General features: G+C 65.7%; 19 protein-coding genes. 11 read left to right on the top strand and 8 right to left on the bottom strand.

Annotated elements, in window-relative coordinates; genetic code table 11:
- Positions 1-33 precede the first annotated feature (33 nt).
- A complete protein-coding gene (locus tag G6N42_RS03680; RefSeq protein ID WP_163726217.1) occupies positions 34-1,326 on the top strand; it encodes a cryptochrome/photolyase family protein in 1,293 nt (430 codons plus the stop codon).
- Here G6N42_RS03680 and G6N42_RS03675 read toward each other — a convergent pair.
- On the bottom strand, positions 1,319-2,152 hold the full coding sequence (locus tag G6N42_RS03675) for a mycofactocin-coupled SDR family oxidoreductase (protein WP_163726214.1): 834 nt from the start codon (positions 2,150-2,152) through the stop codon (positions 1,319-1,321). The genes G6N42_RS03680 and G6N42_RS03675 overlap by 8 nt on opposite strands.
- A gap of 89 nt (positions 2,153-2,241) precedes the next feature.
- Here G6N42_RS03675 and G6N42_RS03670 point away from each other — a divergent pair, with 89 nt between their 5' ends.
- Positions 2,242-2,502, top strand: coding sequence for a DUF2631 domain-containing protein (locus tag G6N42_RS03670; RefSeq protein ID WP_163726211.1), 261 nt, complete (start codon positions 2,242-2,244; stop codon positions 2,500-2,502).
- Positions 2,503-2,507: 5 nt separating this feature from the next.
- Here the strand turns inward: G6N42_RS03670 and G6N42_RS03665 are convergent, their stop codons facing one another.
- Together G6N42_RS03665 and G6N42_RS03660 are read right to left on the bottom strand one after the other, a co-directional pair.
- Positions 2,508-3,041, bottom strand: coding sequence for a hypothetical protein (locus G6N42_RS03665; RefSeq protein ID WP_163726208.1), 534 nt, complete (start codon positions 3,039-3,041; stop codon positions 2,508-2,510).
- 114 nt (positions 3,042-3,155) lie between these two features.
- Positions 3,156-4,586 (bottom strand): WS/DGAT/MGAT family O-acyltransferase, encoded by a 1,431-nt coding sequence (locus G6N42_RS03660; protein WP_163726205.1) that lies wholly within the window; start codon positions 4,584-4,586, stop codon positions 3,156-3,158.
- 124 nt (positions 4,587-4,710) lie between these two features.
- On the opposite strand from G6N42_RS03660, the gene G6N42_RS03655 reads away from it, so the two are divergent.
- Complete coding sequence (locus tag G6N42_RS03655; RefSeq protein ID WP_163726202.1) at positions 4,711-5,388, top strand: DUF427 domain-containing protein; 678 nt, start codon at positions 4,711-4,713, stop codon at positions 5,386-5,388.
- A gap of 143 nt (positions 5,389-5,531) precedes the next feature.
- Complete coding sequence (locus G6N42_RS03650; RefSeq protein ID WP_163726199.1) at positions 5,532-7,364, top strand: acyl-CoA dehydrogenase; 1,833 nt, start codon at positions 5,532-5,534, stop codon at positions 7,362-7,364.
- A 10-nt stretch (positions 7,365-7,374) separates the two neighbouring features.
- Here the strand turns inward: G6N42_RS03650 and G6N42_RS03645 are convergent, their stop codons facing one another.
- From G6N42_RS03645 to G6N42_RS03635, 3 genes are read right to left on the bottom strand one after another with little or no spacing between them, the layout of a single operon-like run.
- Positions 7,375-8,385, bottom strand: coding sequence for a VOC family protein (locus tag G6N42_RS03645; RefSeq protein ID WP_163726196.1), 1,011 nt, complete (start codon positions 8,383-8,385; stop codon positions 7,375-7,377).
- A complete protein-coding gene (locus tag G6N42_RS03640; protein ID WP_163736928.1) occupies positions 8,378-9,244 on the bottom strand; it encodes an alpha/beta fold hydrolase in 867 nt (288 codons plus the stop codon). Before G6N42_RS03640 ends, G6N42_RS03645 begins: the two co-directional genes overlap by 8 nt.
- Before the next feature lie 8 nt (positions 9,245-9,252).
- Positions 9,253-10,797: a bifunctional 3-(3-hydroxy-phenyl)propionate/3-hydroxycinnamic acid hydroxylase gene (locus tag G6N42_RS03635; protein ID WP_163726193.1), complete on the bottom strand. Its 1,545-nt coding sequence runs from the start codon at positions 10,795-10,797 to the stop codon at positions 9,253-9,255.
- A 90-nt stretch (positions 10,798-10,887) separates the two neighbouring features.
- Between G6N42_RS03635 and G6N42_RS03630 the strand changes: the two genes are divergently transcribed.
- Positions 10,888-11,523, top strand: coding sequence for a TetR/AcrR family transcriptional regulator (locus G6N42_RS03630; protein ID WP_163726190.1), 636 nt, complete (start codon positions 10,888-10,890; stop codon positions 11,521-11,523).
- Here G6N42_RS03630 and G6N42_RS03625 read toward each other — a convergent pair.
- Positions 11,520-12,182: a TetR/AcrR family transcriptional regulator gene (locus G6N42_RS03625; protein WP_163726187.1), complete on the bottom strand. Its 663-nt coding sequence runs from the start codon at positions 12,180-12,182 to the stop codon at positions 11,520-11,522. The two genes, G6N42_RS03630 and G6N42_RS03625, sit on opposite strands and share 4 nt — an antisense overlap.
- A gap of 117 nt (positions 12,183-12,299) precedes the next feature.
- Here G6N42_RS03625 and G6N42_RS03620 point away from each other — a divergent pair, with 117 nt between their 5' ends.
- Genes G6N42_RS03620 through G6N42_RS03605 form a run of 4 tightly spaced genes read left to right on the top strand, consistent with a single transcriptional unit; the run spans position 12,300 to position 17,086 of the window.
- Entirely contained in the window at positions 12,300-13,430 is a 1,131-nt protein-coding gene (locus G6N42_RS03620) for a VOC family protein (RefSeq protein ID WP_163726184.1), read from the top strand.
- Complete coding sequence (locus G6N42_RS03615) at positions 13,427-14,365, top strand: fumarylacetoacetate hydrolase family protein (protein WP_163726181.1); 939 nt, start codon at positions 13,427-13,429, stop codon at positions 14,363-14,365. Before G6N42_RS03620 ends, G6N42_RS03615 begins: the two co-directional genes overlap by 4 nt.
- Positions 14,362-15,903 carry a bifunctional 3-(3-hydroxy-phenyl)propionate/3-hydroxycinnamic acid hydroxylase MhpA gene (gene mhpA / locus G6N42_RS03610; RefSeq protein WP_163726178.1) on the top strand — a complete coding sequence of 514 codons (1,542 nt, stop codon included), beginning with the start codon at positions 14,362-14,364 and terminating at the stop codon, positions 15,901-15,903. Before G6N42_RS03615 ends, mhpA begins: the two co-directional genes overlap by 4 nt.
- Entirely contained in the window at positions 15,896-17,086 is a 1,191-nt protein-coding gene (locus G6N42_RS03605; RefSeq protein ID WP_163726175.1) for a cytochrome P450, read from the top strand. Before mhpA ends, G6N42_RS03605 begins: the two co-directional genes overlap by 8 nt.
- A 6-nt stretch (positions 17,087-17,092) precedes the next feature.
- On the opposite strand, the gene G6N42_RS03600 is transcribed toward G6N42_RS03605, so the two are convergent.
- Complete coding sequence (locus tag G6N42_RS03600) at positions 17,093-18,013, bottom strand: LLM class F420-dependent oxidoreductase (protein ID WP_163726172.1); 921 nt, start codon at positions 18,011-18,013, stop codon at positions 17,093-17,095.
- Between the two features lie 130 nt (positions 18,014-18,143).
- Here G6N42_RS03600 and G6N42_RS03595 point away from each other — a divergent pair, with 130 nt between their 5' ends.
- Positions 18,144-18,980 carry a MaoC/PaaZ C-terminal domain-containing protein gene (locus tag G6N42_RS03595; protein ID WP_163726168.1) on the top strand — a complete coding sequence of 279 codons (837 nt, stop codon included), beginning with the start codon at positions 18,144-18,146 and terminating at the stop codon, positions 18,978-18,980.
- Positions 18,977-19,909 carry an LLM class flavin-dependent oxidoreductase gene (locus G6N42_RS03590; protein WP_163726165.1) on the top strand — a complete coding sequence of 311 codons (933 nt, stop codon included), beginning with the start codon at positions 18,977-18,979 and terminating at the stop codon, positions 19,907-19,909. The genes G6N42_RS03595 and G6N42_RS03590 overlap by 4 nt, the downstream gene beginning before the upstream one ends.
- Positions 19,910-19,948 lie beyond the last annotated feature (39 nt).

The raw sequence follows: 19,948 nt of genomic DNA, 5'->3' as shown, positions 1-19,948 counted from the left end.
TCTCTACCGGGAAATTCGGGCAGCATCAATGCCATGCCCACACTGTTGTGGTTCAGGCGCGATCTGAGGCTGCACGACCACCCGGCCCTGCTGGACGCCGCCAGTGGCGACGGCGAGGTGCTCGCCTGTTACGTCCTGGACCCGCGCCTGAAGGCCTCGTCGGGGCAGCGGCGGCTGCAGTACCTGTATGACGCGCTTCGCGATCTGCACGAAAACCTCGACGGGCGCCTGCACGTAAGCCGCGGCCGCCCGGAGAAGCGCATTCCGGCATTGGCGAAAGCGATCGGTGCCTCCTCGGTCCACGTGTCCGGCGACTACACCCCGTTCGGCCGGCGACGCGACGACGCGGTGCGCGACGCCCTTGGCGATGTTTCCCTCGAAGAGTCGGGGTCGCCCTACCTGGTGTCGCCGGGACGGGTCACCAAGGACGACGGCACGCCCTACAAGGTGTTCACCCCGTTCTACGCAGCCTGGCGCAAGCACGGGTGGCGGTCCCCCGCGTCGTCCGGCCCCAAATCCGCTCAGTGGATTGATCCCGGCGATGTGCCTGGCGGGGTCCAGATCCCCGACGGCGGTGTGGAATTGGAGCTGCCCGCCGGAGAGGGCGCGGCCCGGCGTCAGTGGAAGTCGTTCGTGCGCAAGCAACTCGAGGCATACGACAAGGATCGCAACCGGCCGGACCTACCCGCCACCAGCCGGATGTCGGCGCACCTGAAATTCGGCGCCATCCACCCGCGCACCATGGCCGCCGACCTCGGCGATGGCACAGGCGCGCAGGCGTATCTACGTGAGCTCGCGTTCCGCGACTTCTACGCCGCGGTGCTCAACGAATGGCCGGACAGCGCATGGTGGAACTGGAACAAGGCGTTCGACAAGATTCAGGTCGACGACGACGAGAACGCGCGCAAGCTGTTCGACGCATGGAAGGCCGGCCGCACCGGGTTCCCGATTGTCGACGCCGGAATGCGGCAGCTCGCTGAAACCGGCTTCATGCACAACCGTGTGCGGATGATCGCGGCGTCGTTTCTCGTGAAGGACTTGCACCTGCCGTGGCAGTGGGGAGCCCGCTGGTTCCTCGACCAACTGGTCGACGGAGACATGGCGAACAACCAGCACGGCTGGCAGTGGGCCGCGGGCTGCGGTACCGATGCGGCACCCTACTTCCGGGTGTTCAACCCGACGACGCAGGGTGAGAAGTTCGATCCCGACGGCGAATACGTGCGACGGTGGGTTCCCGAAATCGACGACGACGACTACCCCGATCCGATCGTCGATCACAAGGAGGAACGGGCCGAAGCGCTGCGCCGCTACGGCGAGGTCACTTGATGATCTGTCCGCCGTCGACGGGCAGCGCCACCCCGGTGAGGTATCGACCGGACTCCCCGCACAGGTAGACCATGGTGTCGCTGATGACCTCGGGCTCTACGGGCGGGTTGTCCAGCAGCGGTTGCTGCGAAGGGCTGAAATTCGGGTGCTCCAGGGACCACTCCGCCATCGCTTCGTTGTAGATCATCGGCGTCGCCACCCCACCGGGATGGACCGTATTGACGCGAATGTTCTTCTCGGCCAGCGCTATCGCGAAATGTCGCATCAATCCGATCACGCCGTGCTTGGCGGCGGTGTATCCCGCCGCGCCGTGGCTGGCGGTGCCGAAGTCGACGGTGACCGGCCGGAATCCCGCCGCTGAGCTGGTGATCACGATGGCGCCGCCGTCCCCGTGCTCGAGCATCGCGGGCAGCGCGGCAACGATCGTGAAGTAGACGCCGTTGAGCATGACATTCACCGCGTCGACGAACGCCCCGATCTGGCTACCCGGTTCACCGGCGGCCGGCAGGATCCCCGCATTGGCGAGCACGAAGTCGATGCGACCGAACTCGGCCACCCCGTTGGCCACAACGGCCTTCAGCGCTTCGAGGTCACGGACGTCCGCGCGCTCGGCCACGATCCGGCGTCCGGTCTTCTCGACCAGCCTGACCGTCTCGTCGAGATCCTCGGGTGTCGCCATCGGATAGGCGACGCTGTCGATCTGATCGCACAGATCCAGCGCGATGATGTCGGCACCCTCCTCGGCGAACCGCACAGCATGCGCGCGACCCTGGCCCCGCGCCGCGCCGGTGATGAAAGCGACTCGTCCGTCGAACTGGTCTGCCATGACGCATGACCCTACGGGCGCGCGGAATACCCCGGACAACCGCGTATGCCAGAATGTCGGCAGTTGTCCGCCCACCGCGAGGAGCCGCCGTGACCACCACCGAGGTCGAGCGACACACCGGCCGCAATATCGATGTCGAGGAAGTGCCGTCCGCCGAATGGGGCTGGTCGAAGGAGAACCACAAGGCCATCCACCTCGGCGGCATCGTGGCAGCGCTCTTCCTGCTGGCGATGCTGCGCGGCAACCACGTCGGTCGCGTCGAGGACGCATTCCTCGTCGGCTTCGCGCTGCTGATCCTCGGCCTGGTCGGCCGCGACTGGTGGCTGCGCCGCCGCGGCTGGATCCGCTAGTACAGCTAGACCGAGTGCAGCGGGCGCAATGCGTTCGCGCTGAGGCTGTACAGCGTCTCGGTTCCTGCGATCTGACCTGTCGATACCGTTGCCGCGCCCAGCGCGTGAGCCTTGAACGCCCGGGCGGCCGAACTGAGCCGGTGCTCGACCGGGTCTGCCGTACGGCTGAGCTCCGCGGGCCAGTCCTGACCCCACACCGTCACCTGCGTCAACCCGCGCTTCAAAATTCCGAGCACGCCGGCACGAATCCGCTCGTCGGCGAGCACACCCGCGCTCAGCGCCAAGGCTCCGCCGAGCGAGGCCATCTTCATCACGTCGGTCAGCGCAGCGTCGGCGCTCAGCGGTGAGGCACCCAGGATCGCGAGCGGCCGCGTGTCGCTGTCGTCGGTGAGCACCACCCGCACGTCCCACCCGGCTCTGGCCTTGTCACACATCCATCCGCCGGCCGATCCGACCAGGTCGACAGTGCTCACGGCCACCACGGTCAGCTGATAGCGACGGCTCCCGATGGCGTTCGATTCGTCGAGGGGCAAAGGCACCTACGAAGCGTGACACTTTCCTGAGGATCTGTAAAGGATCATTTTTCAGGTCTGCATAACGATTTCAGCAGATCTGTAAACCCAGGATGACGGGTAGTCACACGTAGTCCCTGCTCAAACCGCTGCGGCGGCCATCGGCATCGCGGCGCCAACCTCCGTCAGCCCGCCGGTCAGGCCCGCCGCCTCGCGGATCTCGACGAACGCGTCGATCATCGCGTCGGTGGCCTCGTGCGGGTCGGCGAGGGTGACGTCGTCGGTGAGCACGGAGATCGCAAGCTGGTCGACGTAACTCCACACCGTGATGTTCATGCCGCTTCCGGCGGCCACCGGCCCGACGGAGTAGATCTCGGTGACCGTGGCGCCTTCGATGATGCCGCGTTCGCGCGGACCGGGCACGTTCGAGACCGTCAGATTGAACACGCTCGCCGACTCGACGCGCCGGGCCTGGCGGCGGAATATCGCAGGCGCCATGGCCGGTGGAAGGTAGGACATCCACGCGGGCAGCAGCGCCGGCCCGAGCAGTTGGTGATTCTCCTTGGCGATGCCCGTGGACAGCGCGGTGAGCCGCACCCGCTCGAGCGGATCGTCGATGTGGACCGGCAACGAGGGGGTGATGTAGGTGAATTCGTTGCCCGCTAATCGCTCTCGCGACGGGTTGGTGCTCACCGGAACCCCCGCGATAAGAGGCAATTCGGCCTGCCCGTCGTAGCGCAGCTGCAGACGTCGCAGGGCCCCCGCGACCGTCGCCAGCACGACGTCGTTGAGGGTGACACCCAGGTGCTTACCGGTTTCCTTCACGTCCGACAGCGCGAGCGGCGCCGTGGCGAACCGTCGCGTCGGGGTCACGACGTGGTTGATAAAGCTCGGCGGTGGCGCGAAGTTGCGGGCCAGGTCCGGATGATCGCCGCGTTCCTTGGCGCTCCGCCGAACCTTCGAAACCCCGGTGGCGGTCTCGCTCACCAGTCGGGGGAGCTTTCGGATCAGGCTGACGTGGTCGCGGCCTGCCTCGGCCAACAGGCGCCCCCTGGTGCGAGGCATGTTGTCCAGGGGCGGTACCGCCGGGGTTGCGGAAAGCAGCGGCTCCATCGCCTTGGCCATCTGGTTGGCCGATGCGACACCGTCGGCGAGGACGTGGTGCACCTTGTGAATGATCGCGATCCGGTTCCCCGCCAGTCCCTCGGCGAGGTACATCTCCCACAGCGGACGGCTGCGATCCAATGGCGTGCTGGCGATCTCACCGATCAACGCATCGAGTTCTCGGCGGCCGCCGGGTGCGGACACGCGTACCTGATGCAGGTGATAGTCGAGGTCGATGTCGTCGTTCTCCACCCACATCGGGTGATGCAACTTCATCGGGATGTCGACGAGCTGATAGCGCAGCGGGCTCAGGGCCATCAAACGCGGATACGCCACCTGGCGAAACAGATCGAAGCTGAAACCGTCGACACCCGACACGTCGAGCACACCGATCTTCAGCGTGTGCATGTGGATCTCGGGTGTCTCGCTGTACAGCATCAAGGCGTCGACGCCGTTCAGTCGCTTCACATTCCCCCTCCATCGCCGTCACCGTCATGTTCCCCGCGTGCACCGATCACACTCCTCCATCGGCGAAGTCACAGGACTTCGCCAAAGAAATGACACTTCGTCGCAGCTTTGTAAGGCTGGGTCCATGAGTCTGGTCACCGGGCATGGACCGTTGAGCACGGATCCCGCCGGATGGTTCTCACCGCCACTGGCGGCTGGCACCGTCTTCGTCGAACCGCACCCACGCCGAATCCGGGCATTGCGCGACGGTCGTGCGGTGATCGACACCGAGCGGGCGCTCTTGGTGCACCGGGCCGACCGGCCCTTGAGCTACGCGTTCCCGGCCAACGAGATCGGGGATCTTCCGAGCGAAGCGGTGCCCGAGGCGCCGGGCTACGTGCAGGTGCCGTGGGATGCGGTCGACGCGTGGATGGAGGAAGGCCGCCGCCTCGTCCACTACCCGCCGAATCCGTATCACCGCGTCGACTGCCGGCCCACCGACCGCAGGCTGCGGGTCGCACTCGATGACGACATCCTGGTGGACACCTCCGACACGGTCATCGTCTTCGAAACCGCACTGGAGCCCCGCCTCTATGTCGCCCCTTCCCTCGTGCGCACCACTCTGTTGCGGCGCTCGGAGACGAGCAGCTACTGCAACTACAAGGGCTACGCGACCTACTGGTCGGCGGTTCGCGGCGGTGAAATGCTCGACGACGTCGCGTGGAGTTACGAGGATCCGCTACCCGAATCTCTTTCCATCAGAGGGTTTTTCAGCTTCGACCCCGGCAAGCTGGACGTGGAAGCCGACCTGCCCCGACCCTGATCAGACAGCCGGTCGACCGGCTGCTACCCACGTCAACGCCGTGTCCGGTCTTCGTTCCCCTACGGTTGCGTAGGTTACGGTTGCGTACGTTTTCCCTGCTCAGCCACACTTCTATGAGTTTCGCGACGGGAAGGGAAACAGCGGTGGGGCACTACATAGCAAACGTGCGCGATTTCGAATTCAACCTCTTCGAGGTGCTCGGACTGGGCGCCGTTCTGGACTCCGGCGCCTACGGCGACCTCGACGAAGACACCGCACGCACCATGCTCGACGAAGTGGCCCGGCTCGCCGAAGGGCCCGTCGCGGAATCGTTCGTCGCCGCCGACCGCCACCCGCCGGTATTCGACCCTGCGACACACTCAATCAGCGTGCCAACGGAATTAGCCAAGTCGGTGCAGGCGATCAAGGATTCGGACTGGTGGCGCATCGGCATCGCCGAAGAGATCGGCGGCGTACCGGCACCCTCCCCGCTGGTGTGGGCGGTCAACGAGATGCTGGTGGCCGCCAACCCGTCCGCCGGCTTTTGGTGGGCGCTGGGTCCCACGATGGCCAACGCGCTGTTCATCGAAGGCAACGACGAGCAGAAGCGATGGGCCGCAGAGGGTGTGGCGCGCGGCTGGGCGTCGACCATGGTACTCACCGAGCCCGATGCCGGTTCCGATGTCGGAGCCGGCCGCACCAAGGCCATCGCGCAGCCCGACGGCACCTGGCACATCGAAGGGGTCAAGCGCTTCATCTCCGGCGGGGACGTCGGTGACACCGCGGAGAACATCGTCCACCTCGTGCTGGCCAGACCCGAGGGCGCCGGACCGGGAACCAAGGGGTTGAGCCTGTTCTACGTGCCCAAGTTCCTCTTCGATCCCGAGACGTTCGAACTCGGTGCTCGCAACGGGGTTTTCGCGACTGGCCTCGAGCACAAGATGGGGCTCAAGTCCTCGCCGACATGTGAACTGACATTCGGCGCGGACGGAATACCGGCGGTCGGCTATCTGGTCGGCGACGTCCACAACGGCATCGCGCAGATGTTCACCGTGATCGAGAACGCGCGCATGACCATCGGCGTCAAGTCCGCGGGCGCACTGTCGGCGGGATACTTGAACGCGCTGGCCTACGCCAAGGAGCGCCTGCAGGGCGCTGATATGACACAGATGACCGACAAGACGGCACCGCGCGTGGCGATCATCGCCCATCCCGATGTCCGGCGCAGTCTGATGACCCAGAAGGCATATGCCGAGGGCCTGCGCGCGCTCTATCTGTACGCCGCGGCGCATCAGAACAGTGATGTGGCCCAACATGTCTCGGGTGCCGATCCCGATATGGCGCACCGGGTCGACGACCTGTTGCTACCGGTCGTCAAAGGCGTCGGCTCCGAACGGGCCTACGAGAATTTGACCGAATCGCTGCAGACGCTCGGCGGGTCGGGGTTCTTGCAGGACTATCCGATCGAGCAGTACATCCGCGACGCGAAAATCGACTCTCTGTACGAGGGCACGACTGCGATCCAGGCCCTGGATTTCATCTTCCGCAAGATCTTCCGCGACAACGGCTCAGCATTGGCCCATGTGGCCACGCAGATCAGTACGACAATCGACGGCTGTGACGAAGCGCTGAAGTCACAGGCCGACCAGTTGCGGGTCGCGCTGGAGGATGTGCAGGCGATGACAGCCAGCCTGACCGGATATCTGATGGCGGCATCCGAAGAGCCTTCGGAGATCTACAAGATCGGCCTGTCCTCGGTGCCCTACCTGATGGCGGTCGGCGATCTGCTCATCGGGTGGCGGCTGCTGGTTGCCGCTGACGTCGCACAAGCGGCGCTGACGGCCGGGCCCGCGCGCGGCGATGAGGCCTTCTATCAGGGCAAGGTCGCGACCGCGACGTTCTTCGCCGCGCACCGGCTGCCGGCCGTCAGCTCGGTGCGCGGAATCGTCGCAACCATGGACGATGAGATCATGCGACTGCCCGAAGCGGCGTTCTAGGCCGCCGAGCTCAGGTGTCGGGGATGCCCGCGCCGGCCAGTGCGAGGACACTGTCTTCGCGGCGGACCAATGACTGGGCGCCGGTCCTGAACTGGCTGAGCTTGTCGGCGATGGACTGCCCCTCGGGGGTGTGACCCCAGATGCTGATGCCCTGGTAAGTGGTCGGCTCCCAGGTCTTTTCGGCCTCCGCATCCACCACGATCGGGTTCCATCCGACTTCCCATTCGAAACCCGATGGAGTCTGCGCGTAGTACGACAGCTCCCTGTCGTTGGTGTGCTGTCCGATACCGAGTGCCATCGAGAAGCCGAGTTCCTTGACCCGCAGATAGGAGGCGACCATGTCGTCCAGGTCGGCGACCTGGACGTTGAGGTGCTGAATCCGGGTGCGAATCGGGTTGAGGGGCAATCGATGTGTCGCCGCGATGGCGACCGAATGGTGGCGTTTGTTGACGCGCAGAAACCGGATCTTGAACTTCACGCCGCCGATCGTCTCGTCGATGTAGTCGCTCAGCCGGGCGTCGAAGACGTTGTGGTAGTAGCCCCGCATCTGATGGGGCTTCTTGGTGGTGAGCGCGATGTGACCCAGTCCTGCCTCTCCGGTGACGAAGCCGCCGCCGGTCCGCGTGTCCAGTGGTTCGTCGCTGAGCGTCGCACGCGTGAAGATCTCCTGCGTCAAGCCCTTCGGTCCGGGGAATCGCACCAGGCGTTCGACTCCGCGCAGTGCGGCGTCTTCTGCACTGCCCTCGGCGACCGGTACGTCGTGACTGACGACGCGGGCGAGGACCTCGTCGAAGGTGTCGTGGCCGTCGAGTTGCCATCCGATGGCGGCCACGTCCTCAGCGGGTCCGCGTTGCAACAGGAAGCGGCACTCGTTGTCGTCCAGGCGGAATCGCATCACGTCGGGCAGGGCTTCGTCGATGTGCATCCCAATGGCGTCTCGACCGAAGCGGCGCCATTCGGCGAATTTGTCCGTCTCGAGGACGACGTAACCGAGGTGCACGCGGCCGAACAGGTCAGCCATGAGCGAACGTCGAATCAGCGCTCAGGAAGTCGGTGACGAGCCGATTGAACAGATCGGCGCGTTCCCATTGCATCCAATGACCGGTGTGCGAGGTCATCACCAATTCGGCGTTGGGCATCAGGTTGAGCAGCATCGGACCGCCGGAGGGGCGGTTCACCTTGTCGTCGCGGCCCCACAGCACCAGCGTCGGTGTGGTCAACGTCTGCAGCCTGCTGTCCCGGGTCAGATCCATCCGCCACAGGGCGCGCAGGCCCGACGGGCGCCGCAACGGCGGGTTCGCCACCACCTCTGGGTCGATCGACGCCGCGTAGCGCAGGTCGATCAGGTCGTCGGGCACCGACGCACCGTCGTACACAAGGTAATCGCGGATGAATGACGCCAGCTTCTCGCGTCGCGGGCCGTCGCCGCCGTAGTAGGAGAGCAGGCTCTTCAACCCCGCTGTGGGGAGTCCGCGCGTCGTCCCGATTCCGCCGGGACCCATCAAGACCAGTTTGTCGACCCGTTGCGGGGTGTCCAGCGCGAGGCGCAGCGCCGCTGCGCCGCCGTACGAGTTGCCGACCAGATGTGCCGAGCCGACGCCGAGTTCGTTGAGCAGACCGCGGATCATGAGCGCGAGATACCCGAACGGATCGGAGTGGTCAACGCCCTTGTCTGAGCGGCCGTAGCCGGGCATGTCGGGCACGATCACCCGGAACCGTTGTGCGAGCGCGTCAATGTTGCGCGAGTAGTTGGCCACCCCGGACGCTCCCGGTCCCCCGCCATGCAACATGACAACGGCCGGTCCGGCGCCGATTTCGGCGACAAAGATCGACTTTCCCGCGACCGGGACGATGTGTTCGGTCAGTTGCGACTCAGTCATACGGGAAGTCATGCGGGAACTCCTACCCTGCTTGTGGCGGACTGGATCATGCCGGTTGGTTGCGGTAGCGACTGGCCGAAGTCGGCAGCGGCGTAGACGAATCCGTCGGGGCGTACGACAACCGATGTGGCTCCTCGGCGGCGCAGCCATCCGACAAGTGTCGGCTCGGTGATGCCGATCGCTTTGGCGCCCAGCGCTATCCATGCCTGGGCACCCGTGGGGCGAGGGCCTACGTGCAGCACCGCCCAGCTTCCTGCGATGACGTCGTCGAGGCGAGCGCGGGTGCCGTCGTGGTTCACCCATGGTTGTGGAATCTGCCAGCCGACCACGCTGTCGTTTCCGGCGCCGAGGAACCCCGCCTGGTATCGGGCTTCGGGAATCCACATCTGTTTCTCCAGACGCGCCGCGAGACCGGGTACACGGTTGACGGCGCGTCCGATGCGGTTGCGGACTGCGGCAACGACATTGTTGCGCTCGGTGATGATCCGTCCCACCAGACACGCGCGACGGGTGACCTCGGTGACGTGCGGCTGTCGTTCGACCTGATAGGAGTCGAGCAGCGACTGGGGCGCCTGTCCCTTGAGTACGGCGGCGAGCTTCCAGCACAGGTTGGCTGCATCGCGCACACCCGATGACATGCCCTGACCGATCCACGGCGGCATTGCGTGGGCGGCGTCACCGGCGAGGAAGACGCGGCCGACCCGCCACCGGTCGGCGACGCGAACATGATGGCTGTACATGACGGCGCGCAAGATCTCGACGTGTTCGGGAGTAATGCCCTGATCGCCGAGGACTTTCCAGATCTCGTTGTCGCAGAGGAGATCCCGTTCTTCCTCGTCTGTGCGGGCCGGATACTCCCATCGGTGATGCCCCAGCGGCGTCGGGCAGTCGACAGTAGGCCGGGACGGGTTGCAATGAAACCGCAACCGGTCGTGGGCTTCCCACTCCTTGAGGACCTTTGTGTCGATCACGACCCATCGTTCGGTGTACGTACGGCCGGCGTAGCCGATGCCCAGCTGACCGCGCGTCGGAGATGAACCACCGTCGGCGGCGATGACATAAGACGCGCGGACCCGCTTCAAGGTGTCGGTACGCAGATCGGCCAGCAGCGCCTCGACATGGTCGCCTTCGGGGTCATTCACGGGGAAGATGCGAAGGCACTCGTGTTCCAGGAGCACATCGACGTTCGTGAACCTCGCAACGCCGTCGCGCAGTACGCGATCTACCGCGGGCTGATAGAGGAACTGCTGAGGCGGATGCCCGCACCCGCGTGGCGTGATCTTCAGGTCGATGAACGGAACGCCGTCGGCGCCAACGAAGTGCAGTGGGCGGTCGGGCAGCATGTCCTGCTGCAGCGCATCCGCGAGGCCCACGGACTGCCATATCCGCATGACCTCTTCGTCGGTCGAGATCGCCCTCGCGCGGCCGTAGACGTCCGGATCGCGCTCGATCACGAGCACCCTGAGGCCCTGTTTCCCCGGTAGGTTCGCCGCCGTCGCACCTACCGGCCCGTACCCGACCACAGCCACGTCATAAATATCTGAGCTGGTCATCGTCGGCTCCCGTCATCGCGGAGTCTTGTCCTGTAGTGATCGCTACGGTAATGTAGCGATCACTACGGAGTCAATACCCAAGGAGTCTCAGTGCCGGAGAAGAAGCGCCCGACGGATCGTCGAAAGCGCGCCGACGGCGAACTCTCACGCGTACGCATCCTTGATGCCGCGACCGAGATCGCCGCCGTACGCGGCTACGAGGGGACGAGCATCGGAGCCGTCAGTACCAAATGCGGATTGCCCGCCAGTTCGATCTACTGGCACTTCAAGGACAAAGACGACTTGATCGCGGCGGTCATCGAGCGCAGCTTCACCGGTTGGCTGTCGGCGTGGGAGATCCCGACCGAGGGCAACGGCGAACAGCGCATCATCGGCGTGGCCACGCAGACGGCCAAGGCATTGCTCGACTCCCCCGACTTCATCCGATTGGGACTGATGCTGGCCCTGGAGCGCCGCCCCGAGGAACCGCGTGCCCGGACGATGTTCTTGCAAGTACGTTCAAGAGCGCTGGCGCAACTGACCGACAATTTCCATGACGCGCTGCCCGGCTTGACCGACGGCGACATCGATCAGTTGGCGGCCTACGCGATGGCAGGGGCCGATGGGCTGTTCATCGCGAAGGAAATCGGCGGCGACGCAGTCGATTTGATCGCGCTGTTCGAACTTCACGGTCGCGCCATCTATGACAGCGCGGTTCGGATGGCCCGAAAGGCCGGGCGCGGCTAGGCCGCCGAGTCAGGTTGGGTGAGCGCATCCAGTTCCGACAGCGGACGGCTGCAGATTTCGCGTGCCTCATCGGCGGGCAGACCGAACAGTCTCAGAATGTCCTCTGTTACCGCGTCGGTGGCCGCGGCGTCGTCACGATCGGGTTGATTGCGCAACAGATTCCCCAACCCCAGCAGTGCGCCGCCGGCCATGGCCAGGGCGAGTTCGGGATCACTCACGGTGAATCGCCCGACCCGGTTGGCCTCCCGGATGTCACGCAGGGCGCGCGGCGCCAACCCCTTCTCCGACGCGAGCAGCTGCATACCGTGCGCCAGCAGGATCTGACTTTCCTGCGGGCGACGCCGGAACAACCGGCCCGTCAGTCGGTAGCTGCGAGCGAATGTTTCGGCGGGGTCCTCGATTGACGAGGTGAGTTCGTCGAGCAGGGCGCCATGGGTGTCGAGCACATCGGTGATCGCCGCCTCGAACAGCTGCTCCTTGCTCTCGAAGTGGTTGTAGAAGGAGCCCATTCCCACATCGGCCGCCTGGGTGATCTCCAGGACTGGGACGTTGACCTTCCCCGCGGCGATGAACCGCTGCGCCGCCTTGATCAACGCGGCGCGCGTGCGCTGTTTGCGCCGCTCAAGCCGATTGACCGACGCGTCCGGTTGAGCACTCACCCCCTCATGGTAGCAGATTCCATCACTTTTGACGATTTCGTCAGGAGCCCTTGACTGAGTGTCGCGTCGTATGTGACGATTTCGTCAGTCAGTACCGATAGATGAGGGAGGTGCAGCATGGGCGAGGCCGTCGGCACCCACAGTGACCTGCACAGCGAGAAGGGGGCCCGGGCCGGTGAGCATCCGGGGAGGTCGCGAAATCCGGTCATCAAAGTCGCCGATATCGCGTGGCTGGAGTTCGAGAAACCGGATCTCTCGCGCGCCGAAGCGTTCGCGCAGGCCTTCGGCTTCACCACCGCAATGCGCACCCACGACGAGGTGCAACTGCGCGGCACCGACCCCGGCGCCCCGTGCGTGATTGTGCGCAGAGGCGCTCGCTCGCGGTTCGTCGGCACCGCGTTCGCGGCTCAGGACGAGGTCGACGTGTTACGCCTGGCCGACGCGAAGGGCATCGGCGTCCATGCACTCCCCGAATCCATCGGAGGCGTGTCGGTCGGTCTCGTCGATCCGAGCGGCGTTCCGGTCAAGGTGGTCGCGGGCATGCACCCGCTGCCTGCCCTGCCGCCCCAGCAGGCGCATGTCTTCAACTTCGGCGACCGGATCGCGCGCGCCAACGCCACTCAACGCCCGACCCGTGCGCCGGCCAGGGTTCAGCGACTCGGGCATGTCGTCATATCCTCCACCCGGTACACCGAGGCGTTGAACTGGTACCTCGACAACCTCGGGATGATCGTCAGCGACTTCCTCTACTACCCGGGCCAACGGGATCGCGGCCCGGTGATGAGTTTCATGCGCTGCGACCGGGGCACGGCCCCCGCCGACCATCACACCCTGGCGATGACCCTGGGACCGGTCAACCGGTACGTGCACTCGGCCTACCAGGTGTGCGACCTCGACGCCCTCGCCGCCGGCGGCGAATATCTGCGCGAGCGCGGCTATTTCCGCTCATGGGGCATCGGGCGCCACATCCAGGGCAGCCAATTGTTCGACTACTGGCGCGACCCCGACGGATTCCTCGTGGAGCACTTCGCCGACGGCGACATGTTCGACAACACGCTGGAGCCGGGCTGGGCTGAGTTCACGGCGTCAGGGCTGTCTCAGTGGGGTCCCGCCGTCACCAAGGACTTCCTCGGCATCAACCCCAAAGCGCTTCCTCACGAAGCACGTTCGATCCTCAACGCCCTACGCGACCACAATGAATTCACCCTCACCCGCCTTCGCGGCCTGATGAAAGTAGCCACCTCATGACCACGTCCATATTGCGTACGGCCGACGCCTGGTGGGTCCGCACCCCAACCGGTGCCGCGAGAATCTCCACCTCCGCGACCACAACCGGTGACCTGCTGCAGGACCGCGAGGCCATCGAATGGGCGAGCCACAGCACCGAGACCGTGCCGGTCGATTCATTGAGGCTGATCTCCCCCGTGACTCGGCCCTGCCGCGTCGTGGCGCAGATGACGAACTTCGCATCGCACGTCAAAGACGCCGGCATGGACCCCGCCTCGATCCCGCTCACCTTCTTCCGGAAGTCCTCGGCGTCGATCAGCGGTCCATTCGACGACATCGTCAAGCCCGAACACGTGAAGCTCCTGGACTACGAGGTCGAAATCGGTCTGGTGATCGGACAGGACATCCCCGTCGGCACCGAGATCGCCGAGTCTCAGCTGTCCGACTACATCGCCGGACTCGTTGTCACCAATGATGTTTCGGCCCGCGACATCCAACTCCCGCAAACCCAGTTCTATGAGGGCAAGTCCTATCCGACCTTCACACCGGTCGGGCCCGCGCTGGTGCTGCTCGACGCCGACGAACTCAAGCGCTTCACCGATCTGCGTCTGCAGTTGCGGGTCAACGGCGAGATCCGCCAGGACACCGTCGTCGGGGGCGACATGATCTACCCGCCGGTGCAGGCGTTGCAGTCGCTGGCCCGCTTCCAGGATCTGGCCGCGGGTGACCTGGTGATGACCGGTACGCCCGTCGGGACCGCGTTGAGCGCCCCGCCGAAGCCGATCGAGGTGATCGGGTCGCTGCTTCCGCCCGCGGTCAAGTGGAAGGCGTTCTTCAAACGGCAGGCCAAGAACACGAAATACCTCAAGCACGGCGACTCGGTGGAACTCAGCGTCGCGACCGACGACGGCGCCATCGACCTCGGAGTGCAGCGCACCAAAGTGAGGTATGCGTGACGACGGAGGATTCGCCGCACGTTGTCGTCGTGGGAGCGGGACCCACCGGCGCCACGGTCGCTACGCTGTTGGCGCAGTATGGCATTGGCTGCCTGATCCTCGAACGATGGGGCGCGGTCTATCCGCAGCCGCGCGCGGTGCATCTCGACGACGAGATCTGCCGCATCGTCGCGCGACTCGGAATCGCCGATGAGTTCTCCGCGATCTCACGGCCGGCCCAAGGTCTTCGTCTGCTCGACCCCTCGATGCGGGTGCTCGCCGAGTTCCGCCGCGACACCGCACTGTCGGTCAACGGTTTTCCGCAGGCCAACATGTTCGACCAGCCCGACCTCGAGGCGCTGCTGCGCGCCAACCTGAAGCGCTACCCCGGCGTCGAACTGCGAGGCGACGTCGAGGTCGTCGACGTCGCCGAACAACCCGAGGGCCGCGTCCGGGTCACCTACGTCGACCGAACCGACGACTCCACCCATGTCGTCGACACCGACTACCTGCTGGGTTGCGACGGCGCAAACAGCGTCGTGCGCAACCAGATCGGCAGCTGCATGCACGATATGAAGTTCGACCAGCGCTGGCTCGTCGTCGACGCGGCCACCGACGCCGATCTCGGCCAGTGGGACGGCGTGCATCAGGTGTGCGATCCGGTGCGGGCCGGCACGTACATGCGGATCGGACCCTCGCGGTACCGCTGGGAATTCCGGCTCCTGCCCGGCGAATCGGCCGACGACTTCCGGAGCATCCATGCACTGCGTCCGCTGATCGCCCCGTGGACGTCGAGTATCACCGACGACGACATCGAGTTGATCCGCGTCGCCGAATACACCTTTCGCGCCCGGATCGCCGACCGGTGGCGACGGGGCAACATCTTCCTGTTGGGCGACGCCGCACATCTCACCCCGCCGTTCGTCGGCCAGGGCCTCGGTGCGGGTCTGCGCGACGCGATGAACCTGGCGTGGAAACTCGCCGGCGTCATCACCGGCGAGCTTCCGCCTGCCACGCTCGACAGTTACGAGCAGGAACGCAAACCACACGCGCGGCACATGATTCGGCTCGCGTTGACCGTCGGCTGGGCCATGACGGCAGGCGGAGAGTGCGGCAACGTCGCCCGGCGACTGCTGGTGACCCGCCTGCGGTTCATTCCCGGCATGCGCGGCAAGATCCTCGGTAGCCGCACCCCAGCACTGCATCGCTCGGCCTACGTGCGATCGACGCGCGCGCCGGGACGCCTCGCGGGCACACTGTGCCCGAATCCGGTGTGCGGCGACGGCCACCGGCTCGACGAGGTGCTCGGCAACGGCTTCTCGGTCATCACGGTGGTGACACCGACCGCCGCGCAGCGTTCAGCGCTCGACGCCCGGGGCGTCGCCGTCCACATCGCTTCGCCCGGCTCGGAACTCGCCGAGTGGCTGCGCCGCGGGCACGCCGCAGCGGCGATCGTGCGGCCGGACCGCACGGTGATGTATGCCGCACGCGACGCGCGCAAGGTCTATGGCTTGCTCCCGACCTTCACAGCCGACAGAAGGGTCCGATCCCATGCCTAGAACACGCAGCGGCGTCCCCACCTACGGCTCGAACATCTACACCACCGACGCGATCGTCGATCCGTACCCGCACTACGCTGCGCTGCGCGCGCTCGGACCCGTCGTTTGGCTGTCCCGACATCGCGTGTACGCATTGCCGACGTTCGCCGAATGCAAGGCGGTGCTGCGCGACGACACGACCTTCGCCTCCGCAAAGGGCGTGGCGCTCAACGCGCTGACCAATCGTCTGTCCCGCGGCACAACGCTGGTGAGTGACGGGGCCGAACACGACCGGCGACGCAAGTTGGTCGCGCACCGCCTATTGCCCCGTGCCCTGCGCGGCATCGACGACGACATTCAGACGCAGGCCGCCGGGGTGGTCGAGGCCGCGCAGACGCGCGGCGAGGTGGACGGTGTCGAGGACCTCGCCTATGCATTGCCGATGGCGGTGGTGCCCGACCTCATCGGCTGGCCACGCGAACATCGCGCCCACCTGCTGACCTGGGGCGCAGCCTCTTTCGACGTCCTCGGGCCGATAAACAGGCGAGCGCTGAGGTCGATACCGGCAAGCCTTCGCATGCTCGCCTATGCCCGACGCGTGGTGCGTGACCGCAGCCTGATCGAGGGCAGCGTCGGCCATGAGGTGCTGCTTGCCGCCGACGCCGGCAACGTGTCCCTCGCCGAGTGCGCGCCGCTGATGATCGACTACATCGCCCCATCGCTCGACACCACGATAAGCGCGATCTCCAATGCGCTGCACCTGTTCGCCTCGCACCCCGACCAGTGGCAGCTGCTCAGGCAGGATCCTGGGATCATCCCCAACGCGGTCAACGAGATCGTCCGTTTCGAGTCGCCGCTGCGGGCGTTCGGCCGCCGCGCCGCGGTCGACACCGATATCGCCGGACACCGGATACCGGCAGGTGCCCAGGTGTTGGTCCTCTACTCCTCAGCCAATCGCGACGAACTCGAATGGGATGCTCCCGACACCTTCGACATCCGGCGCGACGCCACTCGTCACCTCGGATTCGGGCACGGTGCCCACGCCTGCGCGGGACAGGGCTTGGCGCGGTTGGAAACTCAGGCGATGCTGCGGGCGCTGGCCGAGCGCGTCGAGCGGATCGAGTTGTCCGGACAGCCGACGTGGGCGCTCAACAACATCATCCGGCGACACGAACGGCTACCCCTCAAGCTGATCGCCGCCTGACCCCACTCAATTCGCGGCCTTGATCACCGAGCTGCCGAAGCTTTCGATGGTCTCCAATACGTGCGCCAGGTTGTCGCCCGGCAGGCCGACCTGCACCCATGTGACACCCACGGCCGCAAGCTTTTCCAGACCAGTGAGGTAGGCGTCGGCGTTGAAGTCGTCGCCGCCGGGGCTGCCACCGTCAGCGTTGGTGAAGGTGATGTCGATGCCGGTGAAGTCCCGGCCGGCGGCATCGAACCTGCGGCGCAAATCCTCGACACCCTCGGCCAGAACCTCGGCATCCATCACGGCGGTGCGTGCGGTCTGCGCCAACATCGCCGGAGCCGGGAACGGGCACCAGCCGTCACCGTGCAGCACGACACGCTTGCGCGCGGCCGAGGTGTTGCCGCCAATCCAGATCGGCGGGTGCGGTGCGCTCACCGGCCTCGGATGGGCGGTGATGCCCTTGGCGCTGAAGTGTCTTCCCTCATAGGAGAAGTCGTCGGTGGTCCAGATGCCCCGGATCACCTCCAGGGCCTCCTCGAACAAGGCCGCGCGTTCGTCGAAGTCCACGCCCAGCGCGGTGAACTCCCGCTTGAGGTAGCCGACGCCGACGCCGAGGGTGAACCGGCCGTCGGACAGCAGATCGAGCGTCGCGCCCGCCTTGGCCACCACGAACGGATTTCGGTACGGCAGCACGACGATGTTCGGGATCAGTCGCAGCGTAGTGGTGTGCGCCGCGGCGTAGCCCATCGCCACGAACGGGTCCACCGCGTCATGTCCGCCCGACTCCAGCCATCGCTGTGACGGCGCCGGGTGATCGGTGAACCCGAAACCGTGGAACCCGGCCGCCTCGGCCGCCGCCGCGACGGTGGCGATGCCCGAACCGGTCACCAGTTCCGGGTTGTACGGATGGCTGTGCATCGGATGGGTGAACGTGAACCGCATGTGTCTGCTCCGCTTCCGCGCGGCGAGCCGCGCATTCAACGCTAGAACAATCTTCTCGATTTCTGAGAATGTCGTTACCATGCGAATCACGGAAAGTACAGGGTTCACGCCGCAGAAGGGGTCACCGGGAATGAGCGAGACGACCATGGTCGCCGCGCGGCACGGCCCATTCCCCGGCCTTCTCGACCCCGAGACGATCGCGCGCTACGCCTCCGCCACCGGCGACGCGACAGCCTCAGTGCTGGCCGGACTCGCGGTGCCGGCGGTGTTTCCGGTGATCCTGGTGTTCACCCCGAACGAGGCGGCCAGAGGCGATCTGCCCGAGTCGGTCTGGCAGCGCGTCCGCGGCGGGGTGCACGGCGCACACGACGTCGTGCTGCACCGGCCACTGGTCCCCGGCGAACCGCTGCAGACGTGGTCGCAGATATCGGCGGTGCGGACAACGCGGGCAGGCACACGGGTCGTGATGCGGTTTGACCAGTTCGACGCCGACGGGTCGATCGCCGTCGAACAGTGCTGGACGATGGTGCTGCTCGGACTTCAGGGTGTCGCCGATCTCGGCAGCACCCCGGCGGATCACCGTTTCCCCGACGACGCACGGACCCGCCCCGTCGGGTCCGTGACCCACCAGATCGGCGCCGACGTGACGCACCGCTACGCCGAGGTGTCCGGCGACTGGTCGGCGCACCACTTCGACATCGAGGTGGCCCGCGCTGCGGGTTTCGATTTCGTGTTCGCGCACGGACTGTGCACGATGGCGATCTGCACCCACCGCGTTCTCGGCCTATTGGGGGTCGACGATCCGGGCTTGGTTCGGCGCGTCGCGGGGCGGTTCGCGTCACCTACTCCCCTCGGTTGCGATCTGAACGTGAATGCTTTCGGCATCTCGGGCACATCGTTCGCGTTCGAAGCAGAGGCGAACGGCACGACGACCATCAGCCATGGACGATTGGAGCTGCGGGCATGAACAAGCCGGAGATCGGGGTGTACCTGCCTCAGATGGGCTTCACGTACGAACAGGTCCTGCATCGGACGCTGCGGTGCGAACAACTCGGAATCGACTCGATCTGGCTCTACGACCACCTCTATGCGCCCGGCATGCCGGAGTACCCGTCGATGGAGGCGTGGACACTGGCCACCGCGCTGCTCAGCCGCACCGAACGCATCCGGGTCGGACATATGGTGTTGTGCAACCAGTTTCGCCATCCCGCGGTGCTGGCCAAGATGGCGACCACGCTTGATCAGATCTCGGCGGGCAGGCTCACGCTCGGCATCGGCAGCGGTTCCATCGAGGATGAGCATTCCCGCCTTGAATTGCCGTGGGGCACGTTCGCCGAACGGTCCGAACGCCTCGGCGAGACGTTGCAGATACTGCATCAGGCCTTCGCCGACGAGGTGATCGATTTCAACGGAGAGCATTTCGTCGTCAGGGACATGCCGATCAAGCCAGGCGCGGTCCAGCAACCCAGACCACCGATCGTCGTGGGCGGGGTCGGCGAGAAGTACACGCTGCCGTTGGTCGCACGCTACGCCGACGTCTGGAATGTCCCGACGTACGCGTTGGGCGAACTCGAGCACAAGATCTCCGTGTTGCGGGCGTTGTGCGAGGCGATCGGCCGCGACCCGTCGACGATCGTGATGTCGATCGAGGCGGTGATGGCTTTGGCCGCCGACGACACATCTCTGCCCGGTGTGCGTGAGCTCGCCGAGAAGCGTTTCGGCGTACCGGCGTTCGGACTCAAGGAAGGCGGTCTCGTCGGCACGCCGCAGACGATCGTCGACCGTCTGCACCAGCTGCAGGGATTGGGGTTCGGCCAGATCGTCCTGTTCACCCACGACCGCGGATCCGACGAGACGCTCGACCTGCTCGCCGCCGAAGTGATCGCGAACCTCTAACCTCTTCGCGCGAACGTGGGTTACCCGCACTCTTTTGCG

Origin of the sequence: Mycobacterium gallinarum, from assembly GCF_010726765.1 — a bacterium.
Lineage (GTDB): Bacteria > Actinomycetota > Actinomycetes > Mycobacteriales > Mycobacteriaceae > Mycobacterium > Mycobacterium gallinarum.
The sequence above is the reverse complement of the archived record's forward strand: the minus strand, read 5'-3'. Positions and strand labels throughout refer to the sequence as shown.